17 protein-coding genes and 1 pseudogene are annotated in these 19,424 nt (G+C 71.2%); 2 read left to right on the top strand and 16 right to left on the bottom strand.

Annotated features, from left to right (window positions below; translation table 11 throughout):
• Nucleotides 1-2: 2 nt before the first annotated feature.
• A complete protein-coding gene (locus tag DTL70_RS05195; RefSeq protein WP_114020619.1) occupies nt 3-722 on the bottom strand; it encodes an MBL fold metallo-hydrolase in 720 nt (239 codons plus the stop codon).
• Between the two features lie 207 nt (nt 723-929).
• Here DTL70_RS05195 and DTL70_RS05190 point away from each other — a divergent pair, with 207 nt between their 5' ends.
• Both DTL70_RS05190 and DTL70_RS05185 read left to right on the top strand, forming a co-directional pair.
• Nucleotides 930-1,739 carry a peptidylprolyl isomerase gene (locus DTL70_RS05190; protein ID WP_114020618.1) on the top strand — a complete coding sequence of 270 codons (810 nt, stop codon included), beginning with the start codon at nt 930-932 and terminating at the stop codon, nt 1,737-1,739.
• 168 nt (nt 1,740-1,907) lie between these two features.
• Entirely contained in the window at nt 1,908-3,137 is a 1,230-nt protein-coding gene (locus tag DTL70_RS05185; RefSeq protein ID WP_114020617.1) for a DUF349 domain-containing protein, read from the top strand.
• A 273-nt stretch (nt 3,138-3,410) separates the two neighbouring features.
• On the opposite strand, the gene DTL70_RS05180 is transcribed toward DTL70_RS05185, so the two are convergent.
• From DTL70_RS05180 to pgsA, 15 genes and pseudogenes are all read right to left on the bottom strand, one after another.
• Entirely contained in the window at nt 3,411-6,011 is a 2,601-nt protein-coding gene (locus DTL70_RS05180; protein ID WP_114020616.1) for a RelA/SpoT family protein, read from the bottom strand.
• A gap of 227 nt (nt 6,012-6,238) precedes the next feature.
• A complete protein-coding gene (locus DTL70_RS05175) occupies nt 6,239-6,814 on the bottom strand; it encodes an adenine phosphoribosyltransferase (protein ID WP_181860784.1) in 576 nt (191 codons plus the stop codon).
• A gap of 3 nt (nt 6,815-6,817) precedes the next feature.
• The gene (secF, locus tag DTL70_RS05170; RefSeq protein ID WP_114020615.1) at nt 6,818-7,942 is read right to left on the bottom strand and encodes a protein translocase subunit SecF; all 1,125 of its coding nucleotides are present in this window, start codon (nt 7,940-7,942) and stop codon (nt 6,818-6,820) included.
• Nucleotide 7,943: 1 nt separating this feature from the next.
• Nucleotides 7,944-9,770, bottom strand: a complete 1,827-nt coding sequence (gene secD, locus DTL70_RS05165; RefSeq protein ID WP_114020614.1) for a protein translocase subunit SecD — start codon at nt 9,768-9,770, stop codon at nt 7,944-7,946.
• A gap of 176 nt (nt 9,771-9,946) precedes the next feature.
• Entirely contained in the window at nt 9,947-10,495 is a 549-nt protein-coding gene (yajC, locus tag DTL70_RS05160; RefSeq protein WP_114020613.1) for a preprotein translocase subunit YajC, read from the bottom strand.
• Between the two features lie 163 nt (nt 10,496-10,658).
• Complete coding sequence (gene ruvB, locus DTL70_RS05155; RefSeq protein WP_114020612.1) at nt 10,659-11,717, bottom strand: Holliday junction branch migration DNA helicase RuvB; 1,059 nt, start codon at nt 11,715-11,717, stop codon at nt 10,659-10,661.
• A gap of 4 nt (nt 11,718-11,721) precedes the next feature.
• Complete coding sequence (ruvA, locus tag DTL70_RS05150) at nt 11,722-12,339, bottom strand: Holliday junction branch migration protein RuvA (protein ID WP_114020611.1); 618 nt, start codon at nt 12,337-12,339, stop codon at nt 11,722-11,724.
• Nucleotides 12,336-12,908, bottom strand: a complete 573-nt coding sequence (gene ruvC / locus DTL70_RS05145) for a crossover junction endodeoxyribonuclease RuvC (RefSeq protein WP_114020610.1) — start codon at nt 12,906-12,908, stop codon at nt 12,336-12,338. Before ruvC ends, ruvA begins: the two co-directional genes overlap by 4 nt.
• Before the next feature lie 173 nt (nt 12,909-13,081).
• Entirely contained in the window at nt 13,082-13,834 is a 753-nt protein-coding gene (locus DTL70_RS05140) for a YebC/PmpR family DNA-binding transcriptional regulator (protein ID WP_114020609.1), read from the bottom strand.
• Between the two features lie 109 nt (nt 13,835-13,943).
• A complete protein-coding gene (gene pdxT, locus DTL70_RS05135) occupies nt 13,944-14,534 on the bottom strand; it encodes a pyridoxal 5'-phosphate synthase glutaminase subunit PdxT (protein WP_114020608.1) in 591 nt (196 codons plus the stop codon).
• Between the two features lie 48 nt (nt 14,535-14,582).
• Entirely contained in the window at nt 14,583-15,515 is a 933-nt protein-coding gene (gene pdxS / locus DTL70_RS05130) for a pyridoxal 5'-phosphate synthase lyase subunit PdxS (protein ID WP_114020607.1), read from the bottom strand.
• A gap of 283 nt (nt 15,516-15,798) precedes the next feature.
• A pseudogene (locus DTL70_RS05125) lies at nt 15,799-16,347 on the bottom strand (LemA family protein); the annotation flags it as partial.
• 57 nt (nt 16,348-16,404) lie between these two features.
• Complete coding sequence (locus DTL70_RS05120) at nt 16,405-17,577, bottom strand: glycosyltransferase family 4 protein (protein WP_114020606.1); 1,173 nt, start codon at nt 17,575-17,577, stop codon at nt 16,405-16,407.
• Nucleotides 17,574-18,512, bottom strand: a complete 939-nt coding sequence (locus DTL70_RS05115; RefSeq protein WP_245979003.1) for a phosphatidylinositol mannoside acyltransferase — start codon at nt 18,510-18,512, stop codon at nt 17,574-17,576. Before DTL70_RS05115 ends, DTL70_RS05120 begins: the two co-directional genes overlap by 4 nt.
• Nucleotides 18,509-19,300 carry a phosphatidylinositol phosphate synthase gene (gene pgsA / locus DTL70_RS05110; RefSeq protein ID WP_114020605.1) on the bottom strand — a complete coding sequence of 264 codons (792 nt, stop codon included), beginning with the start codon at nt 19,298-19,300 and terminating at the stop codon, nt 18,509-18,511. Before pgsA ends, DTL70_RS05115 begins: the two co-directional genes overlap by 4 nt.
• Nucleotides 19,301-19,424: the final 124 nt, after the last annotated feature.

Raw genomic sequence — 19,424 nt, 5'->3', positions numbered from 1 at the left:
CGTCACATTCCTCGTCGCGGGGCAGCGTCGCCGACGCCGCCTCCCGGCCCGGCGGCCGCCACCTGCCGCAGGAAGGGGTTGGTGGCGCGCTCGGTGCCGATCGTCGTCTGGGGGCCGTGCCCGGCCAGCACCACGGTCTCGTCCTCCAGCGGCAGGCACACGCGCGCCAGCGAGCTGAGGATCTCCTCCGAGTCGCCTCCGGGCAGGTCGGTGCGTCCGACGGAGCCGGCGAACAGCAGGTCACCCGAGAACAGCACAGGCGGTACGTCCGCGTTCTCGGGCATCCGGAAGGTCACCGACCCCTTCGTATGGCCGGGCGCGTGCGCGACGGTGAAGTCCAGCCCGGCCAGCCGCAGCGCGGCGCCGTCGGACAGCTCCTTGACATCGTCCGGCTCGCCCACCGTCAGCTCGCCCATCAGGGGCGCTCCGATGGTCTGCCCGATGCCCTTCTCCGGGTCGCTCATCATGTAGCGGTCGGCCGGGTGGATCCAGGCGGGCACGTCGTGCGCACCGCAGACGGGGACGACGGAGGCGACGTGGTCGATGTGGCCGTGCGTGAGGATCACCGCGACCGGCTTGAGCCGGTGCTTGGCGACGGTTTCCCGGACCCCCTCGGCGGCCTGGTGGCCAGGGTCGATGATCACGCACTCCTCGCCGGCGGCGGGGGCGACCAGGTAACAGTTGGTCCCCCAGGCCCCGGCGGGGAACCCCGCAACAAGCACGATCGTCCTTCATTTCGTCCGACAGCGGATCACAGCGGCGAAGCGGCCGAGCAGGCGCTTCGCCGGTCAGGCAGCAGCCAGCCTACCGGCGCTGGCGTACGCCGGGCCAACAGGTACGAAGCAGCGACGAGGGCGGGGCGGCCCACAGGGGAGACGTATACGGTACGGGAACCCCCGCAGGTGCGACGCCTCGAAGGAGACGAGACCGTGGTCAGCAGTGAGCAGCGCAGAAAGCAGCTCGCCCGGGAGAAGTACGAGCGGTACCTCCAGCGCAAGGAAGCAGCAAGGCGCAGGGCCCGCGTCCGCAATACGGCGATCGCCATCGGCGTGGTGCTCGTCCTCGCGGCCGGCGGCGCCTACGCCGCCACGGGCGGGCTGAACGGGGACGAGAAGAAGGACGAAGCGGCGGACAAGCCCTCCGAGGCTCCCACCAGCAAGGCCCCCGACCCCTGCGACGAGCCCGCCAAGGGCAAGCCCAGCGACAAGCAGTGGAAGAAAGAACCGGCCATGACGGTGGACAAGTCCGCCGACTACACCATGAAGCTGGAGACCAGTTGCGGGGACATCCCCGTCGAGATGGACGCGGACAAGGCCCCGCACACCGTCAACTCCTTCAACTTCCTGGCAGGCGAGAAGTACTTCGACCACTCGCCCTGCCATCGGATGACGGCGCTGCCCCAGCCCAAACCGCTGTACGTGCTGCAGTGCGGCTCCCCGAAGGGCAGCCCGGCGGGCGGCCCGGGCTATGAGCTCGACGACGAGAACCTCAAGGGCGCCGAGTACCCGGCCGGCACCGTCGCGATGGCCAACAGCGGCCCGGACACCGGCGGCAGCCAGTTCTTCCTCGTCTACAAGGACAGCGCGCTTCCGCCCAACTACACGCCGTTCGGGAAGGTCACCGACTCCGGCATGAAGGTGCTCGAGAAGATCGCAGGCGCGGGGGTGGCGGCCCCGCAGGGCGACGGCCCGCCCAACGCCACCGTGGTGATCGACAAGGCTACGATCCGTAAGTCCTGAAGGACCGGCCGTCGCCGCCCGCGCATCCGCCACCCAGGCCCGGCAATTCGCCGCCCGCCGGATGCGGACAGCGCGGGCGCCGGTCGCCTATGTTTGCTGTGACGAGAACCGTGGACGATGCCGGGGGGCCAGCAACGCCCCTCCCGGGCATCTTGTGGAGGAGGCGCTGTGAGCAGCGACCCGTGGGGCCGCGTCGACGACGCGGGGACTGTGTACGTGCGTACGGCGGACGGCGAGAAGGTCGTCGGGTCGTGGCAGGCGGGCTCGCCCGACGAGGCCCTCGCCTACTTCAAGCGCAAGTACGACGGTCTGGTCGTGGAGACCGACCTGCTTGAGCGCCGGGTGAAGACCACCGACCTGTCGGCGAAGGACGCCACCGCCGCGATCGAGCACCTGCGCGAGCAGGTCGACGCCCACCACGCCGTGGGCGACCTCGACGCGCTGCGCGCCCGCCTCGACACGCTGGCCGGCACGGTCGAGACGCGCCGCGAGGAGCGCAAGGCCCGCAAGGCCCAGCAGTCCGAAGAGGCGCGCCACGCCAAGGAGGAACTGGTCGCCGAGGCCGAACAACTGGCGGACAGCGACCAGTGGCGGACTGCCGGCGAACGCCTGCGGGCGCTGGTCGGCACCTGGAAGAGCCTGCCACGGCTCGACCGCAAGAGCGACGACGAGCTGTGGCACCGCTTCTCGCACGCGCGCTCCGCCTTCTCCAAGCGCCGCAAGGCACACTTCGCGCAGCTCGACGCGCAGCGCGAGGAAACGCGGCAGCGCAAGGAGAAGCTGGTCACCGAGGCCGAAGCGCTCTCCGGCTCGCGGGACTGGGGCCCCACCGCGGCCAAGTACCGCGACCTCATGCAGGAGTGGAAGGCCGCGGGCCGGGCCCAGCGGGAACACGAGGACGACCTGTGGGCCCGTTTCCGGGGCGCCCAGGACGTCTTCTTCCAGGCCCGCGCCGAGGTCTTCGCCGAGCGCGACAGCGAGCAGCGCGAGAACCTCTCCCGCAAGGAGGAACTCGCCGCCGAGGCGGAGAAGCTGCTGCCGGTCACCGACCTGAAGACCGCGCGCGGCGCCTTCCGCGGCATCAACGAACGCTGGGACGCCATCGGCCACGTGCCGCGCGACGCACGGCCCAGGGTCGAGGGCCGGATGCACGCCGTGGAACGCGCCATCCAGGAGGTCGAGGAGGCCGAGTGGCGCCGCACCAATCCCGAGGCGCGGGCCCGCGCGGCGGGGCTGACGGGCCAGCTCCAGGACGCCGTCGACAAGCTGCACGCGCAGTTGGAGAAGGCACGGGCCGCGGGGAACACGGCCAAGGCCGCCAAGCTGGAACGCGAACTGGAGGGCCGCCAGGCCCTGCTGGACCAGGCCCAGAAGGGCCTCCAGGAATTCGGCGGCTGACCCTGGCGGGGCGGTCGAACGCCTCTGGCCCTGGCGGGGCGCCGAACGCTTGGGCCGAGAGCGTCCGCCATGCCGCCGGACACTCACCGTGTGGTGGTGCGCCGTAGCGGCGGACAAGGGAGGCGGGGGCCGTCAGCCCCCGCCCTCGGGGCGGAGCCCCGGTGGGTGTTCGGGGGCGGAGCCCCCGGGTCCTGGCCGCCGCGACGGCGCGCGGCCACAGCGGCGAGGGTCCGGCGGGCCGGCCGACGAGCCGCACCACAGCGTTCGGTCGGCCTACGAAGGCCGCCTCGCGGAGGTCACACGGTAGACGTCGTACACGCCCTCCACCCCGCGTACGGCCTTGAGCACGTGTCCGAGGTGCTTGGGGTCGCCCATCTCGAAGGTGAAGCGGGAGACGGCGACGCGGTCGTGGGAGGTCTGGACGGCCGCCGAGAGGATGTTGACGTGCTGGTCGGACAGGACGCGCGTGACATCGGACAGCAGCCGGCTGCGGTCGAGGGCCTCGACCTGGATGGCGACGAGGAAGACGGACGACTGGGTGGGCGCCCATTCGACGTCGAGGATGCGCTGCGGTTCCTGGGTGAGGGAGTCGACGTTGACGCAGTCGGTGCGGTGCACCGAGACGCCGTTGCCCCTGGTGACGAACCCGATGATGGGATCGCCCGGCACGGGCGTGCAGCAGCGGGCGAGTTTGACCCACACGTCCGAGCCTGCGCCCTTGACGACGACACCCGGGTCGGCGCTGGATCGCCGGCGCGAGGTCCGCGCCGGCATCGGCGGCGCGGTCTCCGCGATGTCCTCCTTGGCCTCGTCCTCCCCGCCGAGGGCCTGTACCAGCTTGTGGCAGACGCTCTGCGCGGAGACGTGGCCCTCGCCGATGGCGGCGTAGAGGGCGGAGATGTCGGGGTAGCGCATCTCGTGGGCGAGGGTGACCAGCGAGTCGCCGGTGAGGATGCGCTGGATGGGCAGGTTCTGCTTGCGCATCGCCCGCGCTATGGCGTCCTTGCCCTGTTCGATGGCCTCGTCGCGCCGCTCCTTGGTGAACCAGGCGCGGATCTTGTTGCGGGCGCGGGGTGACTTGACGAAGTTGAGCCAGTCCCGGGAGGGCCCTGCGCCGGAGGCCTTGGAGGTGAAGACCTCCACCGTGTCGCCGTTGTCGAGGGTCGACTCCAGCGACACGAGGCGGCCGTTGACACGTGCGCCGATGGTGCGGTGTCCGACCTCGGTGTGCACGGCGTACGCGAAGTCCACCGGTGTGGCGCCGGCGGGCAGTGCTATCACGTCGCCCTTGGGGGTGAAGACGAAGGTCTCGTTGCGGGAGAGGTCGAACCGCAGCGACTCCAGGAACTCGCCGGGGTCCTCGGTCTCCTTCTGCCAGTCGAGGAGCTGCCGCAGCCACGACATGTCGTTGATCGTGTCGTCGGCGGCGCCGCCCTTGCCACCGCCCTTGGGCGCGTCGGTGCGCACCTTGGAGGCGCCGGCGACGGCCTGCTGCTTGTACTTCCAGTGCGCGGCGATGCCGTACTCTGCGCGGCGGTGCATGTCGAAGGTGCGGATCTGCAGTTCGACGGGCTTGCCGCCGGGCCCGATGACCGTCGTGTGCAGCGACTGGTACATGTTGAACTTGGGCATCGCGATGTAGTCCTTGAACCGCCCGGGAACCGGGTTCCAGCGGGCGTGGACGGTGCCCAGCGCGGCGTAGCAGTCGCGCACGGTGTCCACGAGGACGCGGATGCCCACCAGATCGTAGATCTCCGCGAAGTCCCGGCCGCGGACGATCATCTTCTGGTAGACGCTGTAGTAGTGCTTCGGGCGGCCGGTGACGGTGGCCTTGATGCGGGCCGCACGCAGGTCGGCCTGGACCTCGTCGGTGACCAGCGCCAGGTACTCGTCCCGCTTGGGCGCCCGCTCGGCGACCAGCCGCACGATCTCGTCGTACATCTTGGGGTAGAGGATCGCGAAGGCGAGGTCCTCCAGCTCCCACTTGATGGTGTTCATGCCCAGCCGGTGGGCGAGCGGCGCGAAGATCTCCAGCGTCTCGCGGGCCTTCTGCTCCTGCTTGGACCGCTTGAGGTAGCGCATCGTGCGCATGTTGTGGAGGCGGTCGGCGAGCTTGATGACCAGGACGCGGGGGTCCTTGGCCATCGCCACGACCATCTTGCGCACCGTCTCGGCCTGCGCGGCCTCGCCGAACTTGACCTTGTCCAGCTTGGTGACGCCGTCGACGAGGAGCGCCACCTGGTCACCGAAGTCGCGGCGGAGGGTGTCCAGGCCGTACTCGGTGTCCTCGACGGTGTCGTGCAGCAGACCCGCCATCAGAGTGGCCGGGTCCATGCCCAGCTCGGCGAGGATCGTGGTGACGGCGAGCGGATGGGTGATGTACGGGTCGCCGCTCTTGCGCTTCTGGCCGCGGTGCCAGCGCTCGGCGACCTGGTAGGCCCGCTCGATCTGGCGCAGCGTGGTGGACTCGATCTTGGGGTCGTTGCTGCGCACTATCCGCAGCAGGGGTTCCAGCACCGGGTTGAACGGGCTGGAGCGCTGCACCCCCAGGCGCGCCAGACGGGCCCGTACGCGGTTGGAGGAGCCGGAGCGGCCCGAGACCCCGGAGACGGCACGCGCGGGCGCCACACGGTCCGTGGAGCCGCTCTCGGCGCTCTTTCCGCTCCGCCCTGAGCCGCTGTTCCGCCCTGAGCCGCTGTGCGGGCTGCCGCCCTGCTTCGTGGCGGTGTCGGCGGACCGGGACCGTCCTGTGCCCTCGCTCTTCGCGGGCAGCGCGCCGTCGGCCGCGGCGCCCTGCCGGCGCTGCGCTGCCTCGCCGGCGGCCTCCGCCTCCTTGCGCTGTGCTGCGGTGAGCTGCTGGGCCTCGTCTGGCAAGAGCACTCCTCGGTCGACCCCAGGTCCGACTGCCATGGTAGCCATCCCGGCGGCGCGGCCCCTCCTCGAAGGGGGGTGGGAACTCCTCGGAGGGGGCGGGACCTCCTCTCGGAGCGGGGTGGAGACGACGACAGGCGGCCTCCCCGCCGTCCGGCGACGTGTCGGGGGGGGGGCCGCCTTGTACCGCCGCCTCGTACCGCCGCCGCGGACAGCGGGGCGCGGGCCGCTCAGACGGCGAGCAGGGCGTCCAGTGGCGCGCCCGCGAGAGCGCGCTCGACCCTGCCGCGTCCTTCCAGGAAGCCGAGCTCCAGCAGCACGGCGAGGCCGACGACCTCGGCGCCGGTACGCCGCAGGAGCTGCACGGAGGCCTCGGCGGTCCCGCCGGTGGCGAGCACATCGTCGACCACCAGCACCCGGTCGCCCTCGGTGAGCCCCTCGGCATGGACCTCGATCCGGGCGCTGCCGTACTCGAGGTCGTACGCCTGGGTAAGCGTGGCCCCGGGGAGCTTGCCCGACTTGCGGACGGGCACGAAGCCGACCCCGGCGCGGACCGCCGTGGGCGCTCCCAGGATGAAGCCGCGCGCCTCCAGGCCGACGATCTTGGTGGCGCCGTGTTCCCGTGCGATCCCGGCCAGCACGTCCGTGAGGACGGAGAACGCCTCAGGGTCGGCCAGCAGCGGGGTGATGTCCTTGAACATCACCCCGGGCTTGGGGTAGTCGGCCACGTCGTGGATCCGGTCGGCCAGCAGCTCCCGCACACCGGCGGGGAGCTGCGAGGCGGTGGATGACTCGCGCGTACCCACCGCTCACCTGCGCCTTCCGGACGGCTTGCCGCGCCCGCGCGCGGGGGGCTGCCGCCGCTGCCCTGAGACCGCGGCGGCGGTACGCCCGTCGCGCTCGGCGCCAGGGCCGTCCTCGTCGCCGTCGTCGTCCGCTCCGTCCTGCTCGTGCGACTCGCGCTCCGCCGCCTTGGCCCGCTTGGTGTGCACGCGCCTGGACAGGGCCTTCATCTCCGGCGTGCGCGACTTGAGGTCGGAGACCAGCGGCGTGGCGATGAAGATCGAGGAGTAGGCGCCCGCGGCCAGACCGACGAACAGGGAGAGCGCGATGTCGTTGAGCATGCCGCCACCGAGCATGCCGCCACCGATGAACAGCAGGCCCGCCACCGGCAGCAGCGCGACGACGGTGGTGTTGATGGAACGCACCAGCGTGCCGTTGATACTGCGGTTGGCGATCTCGCTGTAGGTGGACTTGGTCTGCTTGGTGACGTTCTTACTGCTCTCTCTCAGGCCGTCGAAGACGACGACCGTGTCGTAGAGCGAGTAGCCGAGGATCGTCAGCAGACCGATCACGGTGCCTGGTGTGACCTCGAATCCGACGAGCGAGTAGACACCGACGGTGATGGTGATGTCGTGGATGAGGGCGATGAGGGCGGCCACTGCCATCCGCCACTCGAAGGCGATGGCGAGATAGAGCACCACGAGGATCATGAAGATCCCCAGCCCCTGCCACGCCTTGTTGGCGATCTGCTCGCCCCAGCTCGGTCCGACCAGCTGGGCGTCGACCTTGTTCGGGTCGACCTTGAGCTCCTCGGCCAGCTTCTTCTTGACCTCGGTGGAGGTCTTGGTGTCGACCTCGGCGATCTGGATGCGCTTCCCGCCGTCGCCGAGCGCCTGGACGATGGCCTGGTGGCCGGAGACCTTCTCCGCGGTGTCCGTGGTCTGCTGCACGGAGGCGGTCGTCTTGGGCGTCGTGAAGACGGCGCCGCCCTCGAACTCGATACCCATGTGGAGGCCGCGGACGACGAGCCCGACGATCGCCGTGATGGTGATCAGGATCGAGACGGCGTACCAGATCTTGCGGTGCCCGATGAAGTCGTAGCCGACCTCGCCGCGGTAGAGCCGGGCGCCGAGATTGCCGAGACGGGACATCTCACGCCTCCTTCGTGTCGGTGCTGACGGTGCGCCGGCCGCGCCGCAGGGGTGGCCTGGCTCCGAGCCGCTTGGGGTCGAGTCCCGACCAGGGGTGGCCGTCGGAGAAGAACTTCCTGCGGGCGAGCAACGTCATGACCGGCTTGGTGAAGAAGAAGACGACGACGACGTCGAGTGCGGTGGTGAGGCCCAGCGTGAACGCGAAGCCCTGCACCTTGCCGACGGTGGTGATGAACAGCACCACGGCGGCGAGGAACGAGACGAAGTCCGCCACCAGGATCGTGCGCCGGGCACGCGGCCAGGCACGCTGGACCGCGGGGCGCAGCGTACGGCCCTCGCGCACTTCGTCTCTGATGCGTTCGAAGTAGACGATGAACGAGTCGGCCGTGATGCCGATGGCGACGATGGCGCCGCAGACCGCCGGCAGGTTCAGCGCGAAGCCCATCGCCGGGCCCAGCAGCGTCATGATCGCGTAGGTCAGGACGGCGGAGACCAGCAGGCTCAGGACCGCGATGAACGACAGACCCCGGTAGTAGAAGAGCAGGTAGAGGATCACCAGGCCGAGACCGATGGCGCCCGCGATCAGACCGGCCGTCAGCTGGTCGCTGCCCAGCGCGGCGGTGACGGTGGTGACGTCGGACTCCTCGAAGGAGAGCGGCAGCGCACCGTAGGAGAGGATGTTGCCCAACTCCTGCGCGGACTCCTGGGTGAAGCTGCCGGAGATCTCCGCGTTGTTGGTCAGCTTCTCGCGCACGGTCGGCGCGGACTGGACCTGGCCGTCCAGCGTGATGGCGAACTGGTTCTGCGGCTGCGGCTTCTTCGAGAGCTTGCCGGTGATGTCGCCGAACTGGTCGGAGCCCTTGCCGTTGAACGACATCTGGACGATCCACTGGCTGCGCTGCTGGTCGAAGACCGCCTTCGCCTTGTCGACGTTCTTGCCCTGGACGGCGACGGGACCGAGCGCGTACTTGATCGGTTCCTTGGCGTCACAGGCGACGATCGGCTGCGAGCCCTTGGAGGCGGCGGCCTTCTCGCTGGCCTTGGCGCGGGCTTCCTTGGAGCCGCAGTCCAGCGCGTTGAGCTTCTTGGCGACGTCGGCCGGGACCCCGGGCTGCTGCGGCTGCTGCGGCGGCGTCGAGGGGTCGGGGGTCTCCTTCTTGCCGCCGGACTTGGTCGGCGTCGGAGTGGGGTCTTGCGGAGCGGTCTTGGCGGTCAGGCCCTCGGTGACGGCGCGGCCCTGCCCGCCCTGTCCGCCTTCCTGACCCGAACCCTTGTCCGCGCTCTCGCCGGAGCCCTTGTCCCCGCCCTTGTCCGCGCTCTCGCCGGAGCCCTTGTCCGTGCTCTCGTCCGTGCCCTTGTCGGACTTCTTTCCGGAGCCGGACGACGACGGATTGGGCTGTGGCTGCTTGCCCTTACCGACCTGAGCGAGCGTCAGCACGGGGCGGAAGGAGAGCTGGGCCGTGGTGCCCACCTGCTCGCGCGCCTGCTGGGAGTTGGTGCCCTTGGGGATGTTGACGATGATGTGCCGATCGCCCTGGGTCTGGACCTCGGCCTCCGACACACCAAGACCGTTGACACGCTGCTCGATGATGCCGACAGCGGTGTCCATGTTGGTCTTGTTGATCGCGTTGGGCTTGCCGGGCTGGTTCTTGGCCTCAAGCGTGATGCTGGTACCGCCCGCGAGGTCGATACCCAGCCGCGGAGACTTGTGGCCGGAGACGAACATCCCCGCGACCAGCCCGGCCATGACCAGCAAAATGAGCACTAGGGAGCGCCACGGCCTCCCCATGGCGCCGGAGGCCTTGCGGCCCCTCTTCGGTGCTGCCACCTTCTCGATTCTCCCTGTCCAACCGCCCGTGCCGCCCCGCGAGTTCGGCCGGGCGCGGCACAGCGGCGCGCGAAGTGGTCTGTGGACGTGCTACGCCGCCGGGCCCTGGGCTCCCGTTCGGCCAGGGCGGTGCCCCGGCCTGCGGTCGGGTCGTGCCCGGCCCGGCGGCGCCGACCTTACTTGGAGTCGGCGTCTTCGTCCCGCTTGCGGTCCTTGGACTCGGCGGTGTCGGCCTTGGCCTTCTCGGCCTCCGGCTCCGTGGACGACTCGGCGGCCCTCGCCTCCTCCTCGTCCGCGTCCTTGCCCTCGGCGGACTCGGCGGGCTCGCCGTCCTCGGGGCCCTTCTTGGCGAGGTCCAGCTTCGCGTCGGAGGACTCCCCGCCCTCGGTCAGCGAGGAGGCGTCGTCCGGAACCACCGTGTCGACGTCGAATTCCCCGCCCTCGGGACCGTTCGTGATGCGGTCGAACTCCTCATCGGAGAGCACGGCGCCGATGGCGTTCTTGGCGAACAGCGCGTGCGTGCCGGGCTCGATCTCCACGAGGACGGTGTCCTCCCGGATCTCCTTGACGACGGCGTACATACCCCCGATGGTCCGAATGCCCGTGCCGGGCTGCATCTGGTCACGCATCTGCGCGGCCTGACGCTGCTTCTTCTTGGCGGAGCGGGTCATCAGGAACATGGCCCCGATGATCACGATGAACGGGAGCAGAGCAATAGGATCCACGGCGGAAGAGTTCCTTCGCATGGCCGCGTCTCAGCGGCCTGGGTATTCGGGGTGGGCAGGCCTCCGCAGAGGGAGGGCGTCGGCGGAGTCTAAGCGAGCCTTCGCCGATGGAACAACGTCAAGCATGGCACCGAGGTTCCTGGCCCGACGCGTACACGCACCGTCACCCTCCGAACAGGCCCTGCTGTCCAGGCCCTCCGGAACCCCCCGACGGGGTCTGCTGAGGCGGGGTGAGCCCCAGGTGAGCCCATGCGGCGGGGGTGGCGACACGGCCACGCGGTGTCCGGGCCAGCAGCCCCTCGCGCACGAGGAACGGCTCGGCCACCTCCTCCACTGTCTCACGCTCCTCGCCGACCGCGACGGCCAGCGTGGACAGCCCCACGGGGCCGCCGCCGAAGAGCTTCAGCAGGGAGCCGAGCACCGCGCGGTCGAGCCGGTCGAGGCCGCGCTCGTCCACCTCGTAGACCTCCAGCGCCGCGGAGGCGATCCGTCGGGTGATGACACCGTCCGCCTTGACCTGTGCGTAGTCCCTGACCCTGCGCAACAGCCGGTTGGCGATGCGTGGCGTGCCGCGGGAGCGCCCGGCGATCTCCACGGCGCCCTCCGGATCGGTGTGCACCTCCAGCAGCTGGGCCGAGCGGCGCACCACCTGTTCCAGCTCGGCCGGCTCGTAGAACTCCATGTGCGCGGTGAAGCCGAAGCGGTCCCGCAGCGGAGGGGGCAGCAGCCCGGCCCTGGTGGTGGCGCCGACGAGGGTGAACGGCGGCAGCTCCAGCGGAATGGCCGTGGCACCGGGGCCCTTGCCGACGATCACGTCGACGCGGAAGTCCTCCATGGCCATGTACAGCATCTCCTCGGCCGGACGGGACATCCGGTGGATCTCGTCGAGGAAGAGGACCTCGCCTTCCTGGAGGGAGGAGAGGATCGAGGCGAGGTCCCCCGCGTGCTGGATGGCGGGGCCCGAGGTGATGCGGATGGGGGCGCCCATCTCCGCTGCGATGATCATGGACAGTGTCGTCTTGCCGAGCCCGGGAGCGCCCGACAGCAGCACATGATCGGCCGTGCCGCCGCGCGCTCTCGCCGCCCGCAGCACCAGATCCAGCTGCTCGCGCACCTTGGGCTGCCCGATGAACTCCCCCAGCTCCTTGGGGCGCAGGGCGGCCTCCACCGCCTGCTCTTCGTCCTCGACCTGGGCGTCCACCAGTCGGTCCTCGTGCGTCATGACGTCACCGTGCCCGGTTCAGCGACTGGAGGGCGGACTTCAGCAGAACCCCCACATCGGGTGAAGCTCCGTCCGCCTCGGCCTGCGGCGCGACGGCCACGACGGCGTCGTCCGCCTCACGGGTGGCGTAACCCAACCCGACGAGGGCCGCGTGGAGTTGCTCCCGCCAGCCGGCGGCGGGTGAGGCGGAGCCGGCCCGCGGGGCAGCGGCCGTGCCCAGCGGCGGGCCGATCCTGTCCTTCAGCTCCAGCAGCAGCTTCTGCGCGCCCTTCTTGCCGATGCCGGGCACGGCGGTCAGCGCCTTCTCGTCCCCGCCGGCGACGGCGACCCGCAGCGCCTCGGGGCTGTGCACCGCGAGCATGGCCTGCGCCAGCCGCGGCCCCACCCCGCTGGCCGTCTGGAGCAGTTCGAAGACCTGCCGTTCGTCGTCCTGCGCGAAGCCGTAGAGGGTCAGTGAGTCCTCGCGCACGACGAGCGAGGTGGCCAGGCGGGCGGGCTCGCCCATCCGCAGCCCGGCCAGCGTGCCCGGCGTGCACTGGAGGGCCATGCCGACTCCGCCGACCTCGATCACGGCGGAGTCGGGGCCGAGAGCGGCGACAGGCCCTGAGACGAAGGCGATCATCGAACGGTGCCTTTCTGGTGCTGCGTGCGGTTCCTGTGCGGCGTACGGGGTGCGGAAGGGGAGTGCCGTGCGGCGGCCTGCTGGAGGCGGTTGCTCGCCGGGCCGCGCCAGATGTGGCAGATCGCCAGCGCCAGCGCGTCCGCCGCGTCCGCGGGTTTGGGCGGCGCGGCGAGCCGCAGCACACGGGTCACCATCGCGCCGACCTGGGCCTTCTCTGCGCGCCCCGAGCCGGTGACGGCGGCCTTGACCTCGCTGGGTGTGTGCAGCGCGACCGGGAGTCCCCGTCTGGCCGCGCACAGCATGGCCACGGCGCTGGCCTGGGCCGTGCCCATGACGGTGCGGACGTTGTGCTGGGTGAACACGCGCTCCACCGCGACCGCTTCGGGGCGGTGGGTCTCCAGCCACTCCTCCAGGCCCCGCTCGATGAGCACCAGCCGGTCGGGGACCTCCGCCTCGGCGGGCGTGCGGATCACCCCGACTCCCGCCATGGTCAGCTGCCGGCCCGCGACGCCCTCGACCACGCCGACGCCGCAGCGGGTCAGCCCCGGGTCGACTCCCAGCACGCGCACCGCCGTCCCCCCTTCCGCGCTCCGCTCTCGGTGATCATCCGTGTCCGTGTTCCCGCAGGTTATCGGGGAGCACCGACATGAGCCGACGGCCCGGCGGAAGGTGTCTCCGCCGGGCCGCCTGGAGCCTGTGCCGTGATCGTCGGTCCGGACCGCTGCCCGGACCGTGCGCAGCGCTACGCGTCGACCTTCGCCATCACGTCGTCCGGGACGTCGAAGTTGGCGAAGACGTTCTGCACGTCGTCGCTGTCGTCGAGCGCGTCGATCAGCTTGAAGATCTTGCGCGCGCCCTCCTCGTCCAGTTCGACCTGCATGCTGGGGACGAAGCTGGCCTCGGCGGAGTCGTAGTCGATCCCGGCGTCGACGAGCGCGGTGCGCACGTCGACGAGGTCGGTCGCCTCGCTGATCACCTCGAAGTTCTCACCGAGGTCGTTGACCTCCTCGACGCCCGCTTCGAGCACGGCGGCGAGCACGTCGTCCTCACCGCGGCCGTTCTTGGGGACGATGACGACGCCCTTGCGGTTGAACAGGTACGACACCGAACCCGGGTCCGCCATCGAGCCGCCGTTGCGGGTCATGGCGACGCGGACGTCGGACGCGGCGCGGTTGCGGTTGTCCGTCAGGCACTCGACGAGGACGGCCACGCCGTTGGGGCCGTAGCCCTCGTACATGATCGTCTCGTACTCGGCGCCACCGGCTTCCAGACCCGCGCCGCGCTTGACCGCGCTGTCGATGTTCTTGTTGGGAACCGACTGCTTCTTCGCCTTCTGGATGGCGTCGTAGAGGGTCGGGTTGCCCTCCGGGTCGGCGCCGCCCATCCTCGCCGCGACCTCGACGTTCTTGATCAGCTTCGCGAAGAGCTTGCCGCGCTTGGCATCGATCACGGCCTTCTTGTGCTTGGTGGTTGCCCACTTAGAGTGGCCGGACACAGCCTCGCTCCTTCACAGTCCCGACTTCTTACGACGCGCAGATCCTACCGTCAGCGGCTGGTTGTGCTCACTTCCCCTTCGCGGGCTCCGCACCCCTGGCGCGTCGCGCTCACGCCGCTCCCCGCACCATCCGCGTGAACAGCGCGTGCACCCGGTGGTCACCGGTCAACTCCGGGTGGAAGGCGGTGGCCAGCAGGTTGCCCTGGCGGACGGCCACCGGGTGCCCCTCATAGGCAGCCAGCGTCTCCGTCGCCGCGCCCGTGGACTCGACCCAGGGGGCGCGGATGAAAACGCCCTCCACAGGGCCGCCGTCGACGCCCGCCATCTCGACGGCCGCCTCGAACGACTCGTTCTGCCGCCCGAAGGCGTTGCGGCGGACGATCATGTCGATGCCGCCCACCGTCTCCTGTCCCGAACGGGGGTCGAGAATCTTGTCCGCCAGCATGATCATCCCGGCGCACGAGCCGTAGGCGGGCATGCCGCCCGCCACCCGCTCGCGGAGCGGGGCCATCAGGCCGAAGGCGGTGGCGAGCTTGCTGATCGTGGTGGACTCGCCGCCGGGGACGACGAGGCCCGCCACGTCGTCCAGCTCCTGCGGGCGGCGCACCCGCAGGGGCCGCGCCCCAGCCGCCGCGAGGGCGGCCAGGTGTTCGCGGACGTCGCCTTGGAGGGCCAGGACGCCGATGGTCGGCTCAGCCATGATGCTCACGGTCCTTCCCAGGTCGGGTGCCGGGTCCCGCCCTGTGGGTCACCAGCCCCGCGACGCGTAGCGCTCGGTCTCGGGGAGCGTGTCGCAGTTGATGCCGACCATGGCTTCGCCGAGGCCGCGCGAGGCGTCCGCGATGATCTTGGGGTCGTCGAAGAAGGTGGTGGCCTTCACGATGGCGGCGGCGCGCTTGGCGGGGTCACCGGATTTGAAGATGCCGGAGCCGACGAAGACACCCTCCGCACCGAGCTGCCGCATCAGCGCCGCGTCCGCCGGGGTGGCCACGCCGCCCGCGGAGAAGAGGACGACCGGCAGCCTGCCCGCGACAGCGACCTCCTTGACCAGCTCGTAGGGGGCGCGCAGTTCCTTGGCGGCGGCGTAGAGCTCGTTGCCGTCCAGGACGGTCAGCTTGCCGATCTCGCTCCTGATCTGGCGCATGTGCCGGACGGCCTCGACGACGTTGCCGGTGCCCGCCTCGCCCTTGGAGCGGATCATGGCCGCGCCCTCGGCGATGCGCCGCAGCGCCTCCCCGAGGTTGGTGGCGCCGCAGACGAAGGGCGTGGTGAAGGCGAACTTGTCGCTGTGGTTGACCTCGTCGGCGGGGGTGAGGACCTCGGACTCGTCGATGTAGTCGACGCCGAGCGCCTGGAGGACCTGCGCCTCGACGAGGTGGCCGATGCGGGACTTGGCCATCACCGGGATGGAGACGGCGGCGATGATGCCCTCGATCATGTCGGGGTCGGACATCCGGGCGACGCCGCCGTCCTTGCGGATGTCGGCCGGGACGCGCTCCAGCGCCATGACGGCGACGGCGCCGGAGTCCTCGGCGATCTTCGCCTGCTCCGGGGTGACGACGTCCATGATCACGCCGCCCTTGAGCTGTTCGGCCATGCCCCGCTTGACGCGGGCCGTGCCGGTCTCGGGCCGGACCGCTGCGGAGTCCGAGGAAGCTGGGGTGGTGGACGGAGTTGACACGTTCGACCTCGCTGGAAAGGGGCGATGAGGGGATGGACGGCGGACCCTCACCGGGTCCGCCTGCCACTGTCGGGGACCGAGGCCACCCGCGAAAAGGGCCAATCGCTCTGCTGTGGCCCGCAGCCCTTCCCCGGGGCAAGCCCGCTCAGCCTTCCGCGTCGCGCCCCTGTCCCGGCCCGCGGCCCTCGTCGCCGGGGACTTCGAAGTCGCGGCCCTCGGCGTCGGGCCTCTCGTCCGCGCCGGGCTCCGCCCCACCGCCGGGGCCGCCGGGTGCCGGAGACGCGCCGTGTCCGCGGTCGGCCAGTACGGGGGGCGGCTCGTCGTCCATCTCGAAGGCCAGCGGGAAGGGGGCGTGCCCGGCCAGCCGGAACCAGCGGACCTTGCGGTGCCTGCGCAGCGCCCGCGCGGCGCGTACGGCGTCGTTGTGGAAGCGGCGGGCCATCGGGACCCTGCGCACGGCGGCGCCCAGTTCCTCGGCGGTCTCCCGGCCGCCGGGCGCCGCCCGTACCGCTTCCAGCTGCGCGCTCTCGGCGAAGACGGCCCGCAGCGCCTGGCTCAGCTCGCTCTCGGCGACCTCGCGGTGGTCCTGTTCGGCCAGCCGCGCGTCGTGCGCGGCCTGGTAGAGCACCATGGAAGCGGCGGGGTCCAGTACGCCCGCCGTGGCCAGCTCCTGGGCGATGGAGGCGCGGCGCAGCAGCCCGGCGTCCAGCGCGGCCCTGGCGGCGTCGATCCTGGCGTGCAGCCGGTCGAGGCGGCCCGCGGTCCAGCTCAGGTAGACGCCGACGAGCAGCAGCGCGACGACGATCCAGATGACGGTGGTGAGGGTCGGCATCGTGGGTATCGGGTCCTCGGGTCCGGGCCCTCGGCGGGCGGCGTGGGAGGGGGCGGGTCAGTCCCGCGCGAGGCCCAAGCGGGCGCGCAGTCCGGTGCGCTCGTCGGGGGCGACGGACGCGGCGCCGTCGGTGACCGTCTCGTACACGGCCAGGACGTCGGCGCCGACGGTGGCCCAGTCGAACCGCCTCACATGCCGCTCACCCCTGCGACGCAGAGCGGCGCGGCGCCCGGGGTCCTGCAGGAGGGCGACGGTGCGGGCGGCGAGTGCCTCGGCATCCTCGACGGGGAACAGTTCGCCGGCCTCTCCCCCGTCGAGCACCTGCTCGAAGGCGTCGAGATCGGCGGCGAGCACCGGGGCACCGGCCGACATGGCTTCGACCAGGATGATCCCGAAGGACTCCCCGCCGGTGTTCGGCGCCACGTACAGGTCGACGCTGCGCAGCAGCCGTGCCTTGTCCTCGTCGCTGACCATGCCGAGGAAGACGACGTTCTCCCGCAGGGCGCGCGGCAGGCCCGCCACGGCCTCCTGCTCATCGCCCCGGCCCGCCACCAGCAGGCGGGTGCCCGGCGCCTGCGCGACGATCGCCGGCAGTGCCTTCATCAGGACGGGGAGGCCCTTGCGCGGTTCGTCGATGCGGCCGATGAAGCCGATCGTGTGAGCGCCGGGAGCGCCCTGCCACGCGGGATTCGGCTCGGCGTCGGCGAAGAAGCGGACGTCCACGCCGTTGGGGATGGTGACCGCGTCCCCGCCCAGGTGCTCGACGAGGGTGCGGCGGGCGTACTCGCTGACCGCGATCCGGGCGCTGATCTTCTCCAGCGCGGGTTGCAGGATCGGGTACGCGGCGATCATCGCCCGCGAGCGGGGGTTGGAGGTGTGGAACGTGGCGACGATCGGCCCCTGCGCCGCCCAGCAGGCCAGCAGCGCGAGCGAGGGCGTGGCGGGCTCGTGGATGTGCAGGACGTGGAAGTCGCCGTCGTTGACCCAGCGCCGCACGCGGGCGGCGGAGAGGAAACCGAAGTTCAGCCGGGCCACCGAACCGTTGTACGGGACGGGCACGGCGCGGCCCGCGGAGACGACGTAGGAGGGCAGCGGCGTCTCGTCGTCCGACGGCGCGAGCACCGACACCTGGTGACCGAGACCGATCAGGTGTTCGGCCAGGTCACGGACGTGGAACTGGACACCACCCGGCACGTCCCAGGAGTAGGGGCAGACGATGCCGATCCTCATGTACCGGCCCTCCCCGCGGGCTCCAGGTCCGCGCTCCAGAAGCGCTGGAGCATGTGCCAGTCCGCCGGGTGCGCGGCGATGCCGGCGGCGAAGGTGTCGGCCACGGTCTGCGTCATGGCCGCGACCCGCTCCCTGCGGCCCTCGACCTGCGGCACCGGGACGGGCGCGTGGACCCGGGCGTTCATGGCCGGCGAGACCTCGTCGTACCACAGCGTGACGGGCAGCAGCAGGGCCCCGGTCTGCTGGGCCAGCAGCGCGGGCCCGGCCGGCATCCGGGCGGCCTCGCCGAAGAACGTGACCTCGATCCCGGTGGCCGACAGGTCGCGGTCCGCCACCAGGCAGACCAGACCGCCCGCGCGCAGCCGGCGCGCCAGCGTGCCGAACGCGGTGGCGCCCCCGTGCGGCAGCACCTCCATGCCCAGGCTCTCCCGGTAGGCGACGAACCTGTCGTAGAGGCTCTCCGGCTTGAGTCGCTCGGCGACGGTGGTGAACCGGGTGCGGGTGGCGGTGACCGCCCAGGCGCCCGCCAGGTCCCAGTTCGCCAGGTGGGGCAGCGCCAGCACGACGCCCCGGCCCGCCGCCAGTCCCCCGGTCAGATGATGCAGGCCCTCCACGGAGACGCTGCGGATGAGCTGCTGCTCGCTGTAGGAGGGCAGCCGGAAGGACTCCATCCAGTAGCGCATGTAGGAGCGCATGCCCGCGTGCGAGAGCCGCCGCAGCTGCGTGGCGGAGGCGCCGGGGACGACGCGGGCCAGGTTGCTCTCCAGGCGGGTGACGCCCTTGCCCCTGCGGCGCCACGCCTCGTCGGCGATCCTCCTGCCGAGCGCCTGGGCCGCGGGCTCGGGCAGCTTCTTCACCCCGGCCCAGCCCAGCCCGTACAGCGAGTCGGTGAGCCGGCCTTGCAGCGCGCCCGCCCGGCCCTCCCGCCCGCTCACACGGTCCTCCGCTTCTCCTCGTCCTGGCCGGCGCCGGAGCCCGACGACGCAGACGACGCAGACGACGCACCGGAAGCGGAGGCCTCGCCGGAGGCGGGGGACGCTTCGGAGGCCGGGAACGCGTCGGAGGCCGAGGACGCGTCGGGGTTCTCCGCCGCGTCCACCTCGGCGGCCTCGCGGCGCACCGTGACCACCCGCTGCCCCAGGGTGATGGCGCTGCCGACCGCGACGACCCACAGCGCGATGGGCAGCAGGATGGCGATGTGGGGGACGCCGAAGGACTTCTCGAAGCCCGAGAAGCCCGCCAGCACCAGCGTGATCACCAGCCGCTCCGACCGCTCCACGAGGCCGTTGACGTCCACCGGCAGCCCGATGCTCTCGCCCCGCGCCTTGGTGTAGGAGACGACCTGCCCACTCGCCAGGCAGAACAGCGTCACCGCGCACAGCGTCAGGTCGTCGCCGCGGCCCGCGTACCACAGGGCGATCCCGCCGAAGACGGCCGCGTCCGCGACCCGGTCGAGCGTGGAGTCCAAGAAGGCGCCCCAGCGGCTGGAGCGGCCCAGCTGACGCGCCATGTTGCCGTCGAGCATGTCCGAGAAGACGAACAGCGTGATGACGACCGTGCCCCAGAAGAACTCCCCCATCGGGTAGAAGACCAGGGCGCCCGCCGTCACCCCGGCCGTGCCGATCAGGGTGACCACGTCGGGGCTCACTCCCAGGCGCAGCAGCAGCGTGGCGAACGGGGTGAGGACACGCGTGAAGAAGGCACGCGCGTACTTGTTCAGCATGACCGTCCCTGGTACGTCGGGGGTGAGCCGGATGACGGTGTGGCCACCGGGTGGCCCATCGTAGCCACGCCCGGACAGCGCCCGGCGCACACGGTCGGGTAGTGCCGTGTTCCACGTATGGACG

Source organism: Streptomyces diacarni (genome assembly GCF_003323715.1).
Classification (GTDB): domain Bacteria; phylum Actinomycetota; class Actinomycetes; order Streptomycetales; family Streptomycetaceae; genus Streptomyces; species Streptomyces diacarni.
The sequence above is the reverse complement of the archived record's forward strand: the minus strand, read 5'-3'. Positions and strand labels throughout refer to the sequence as shown.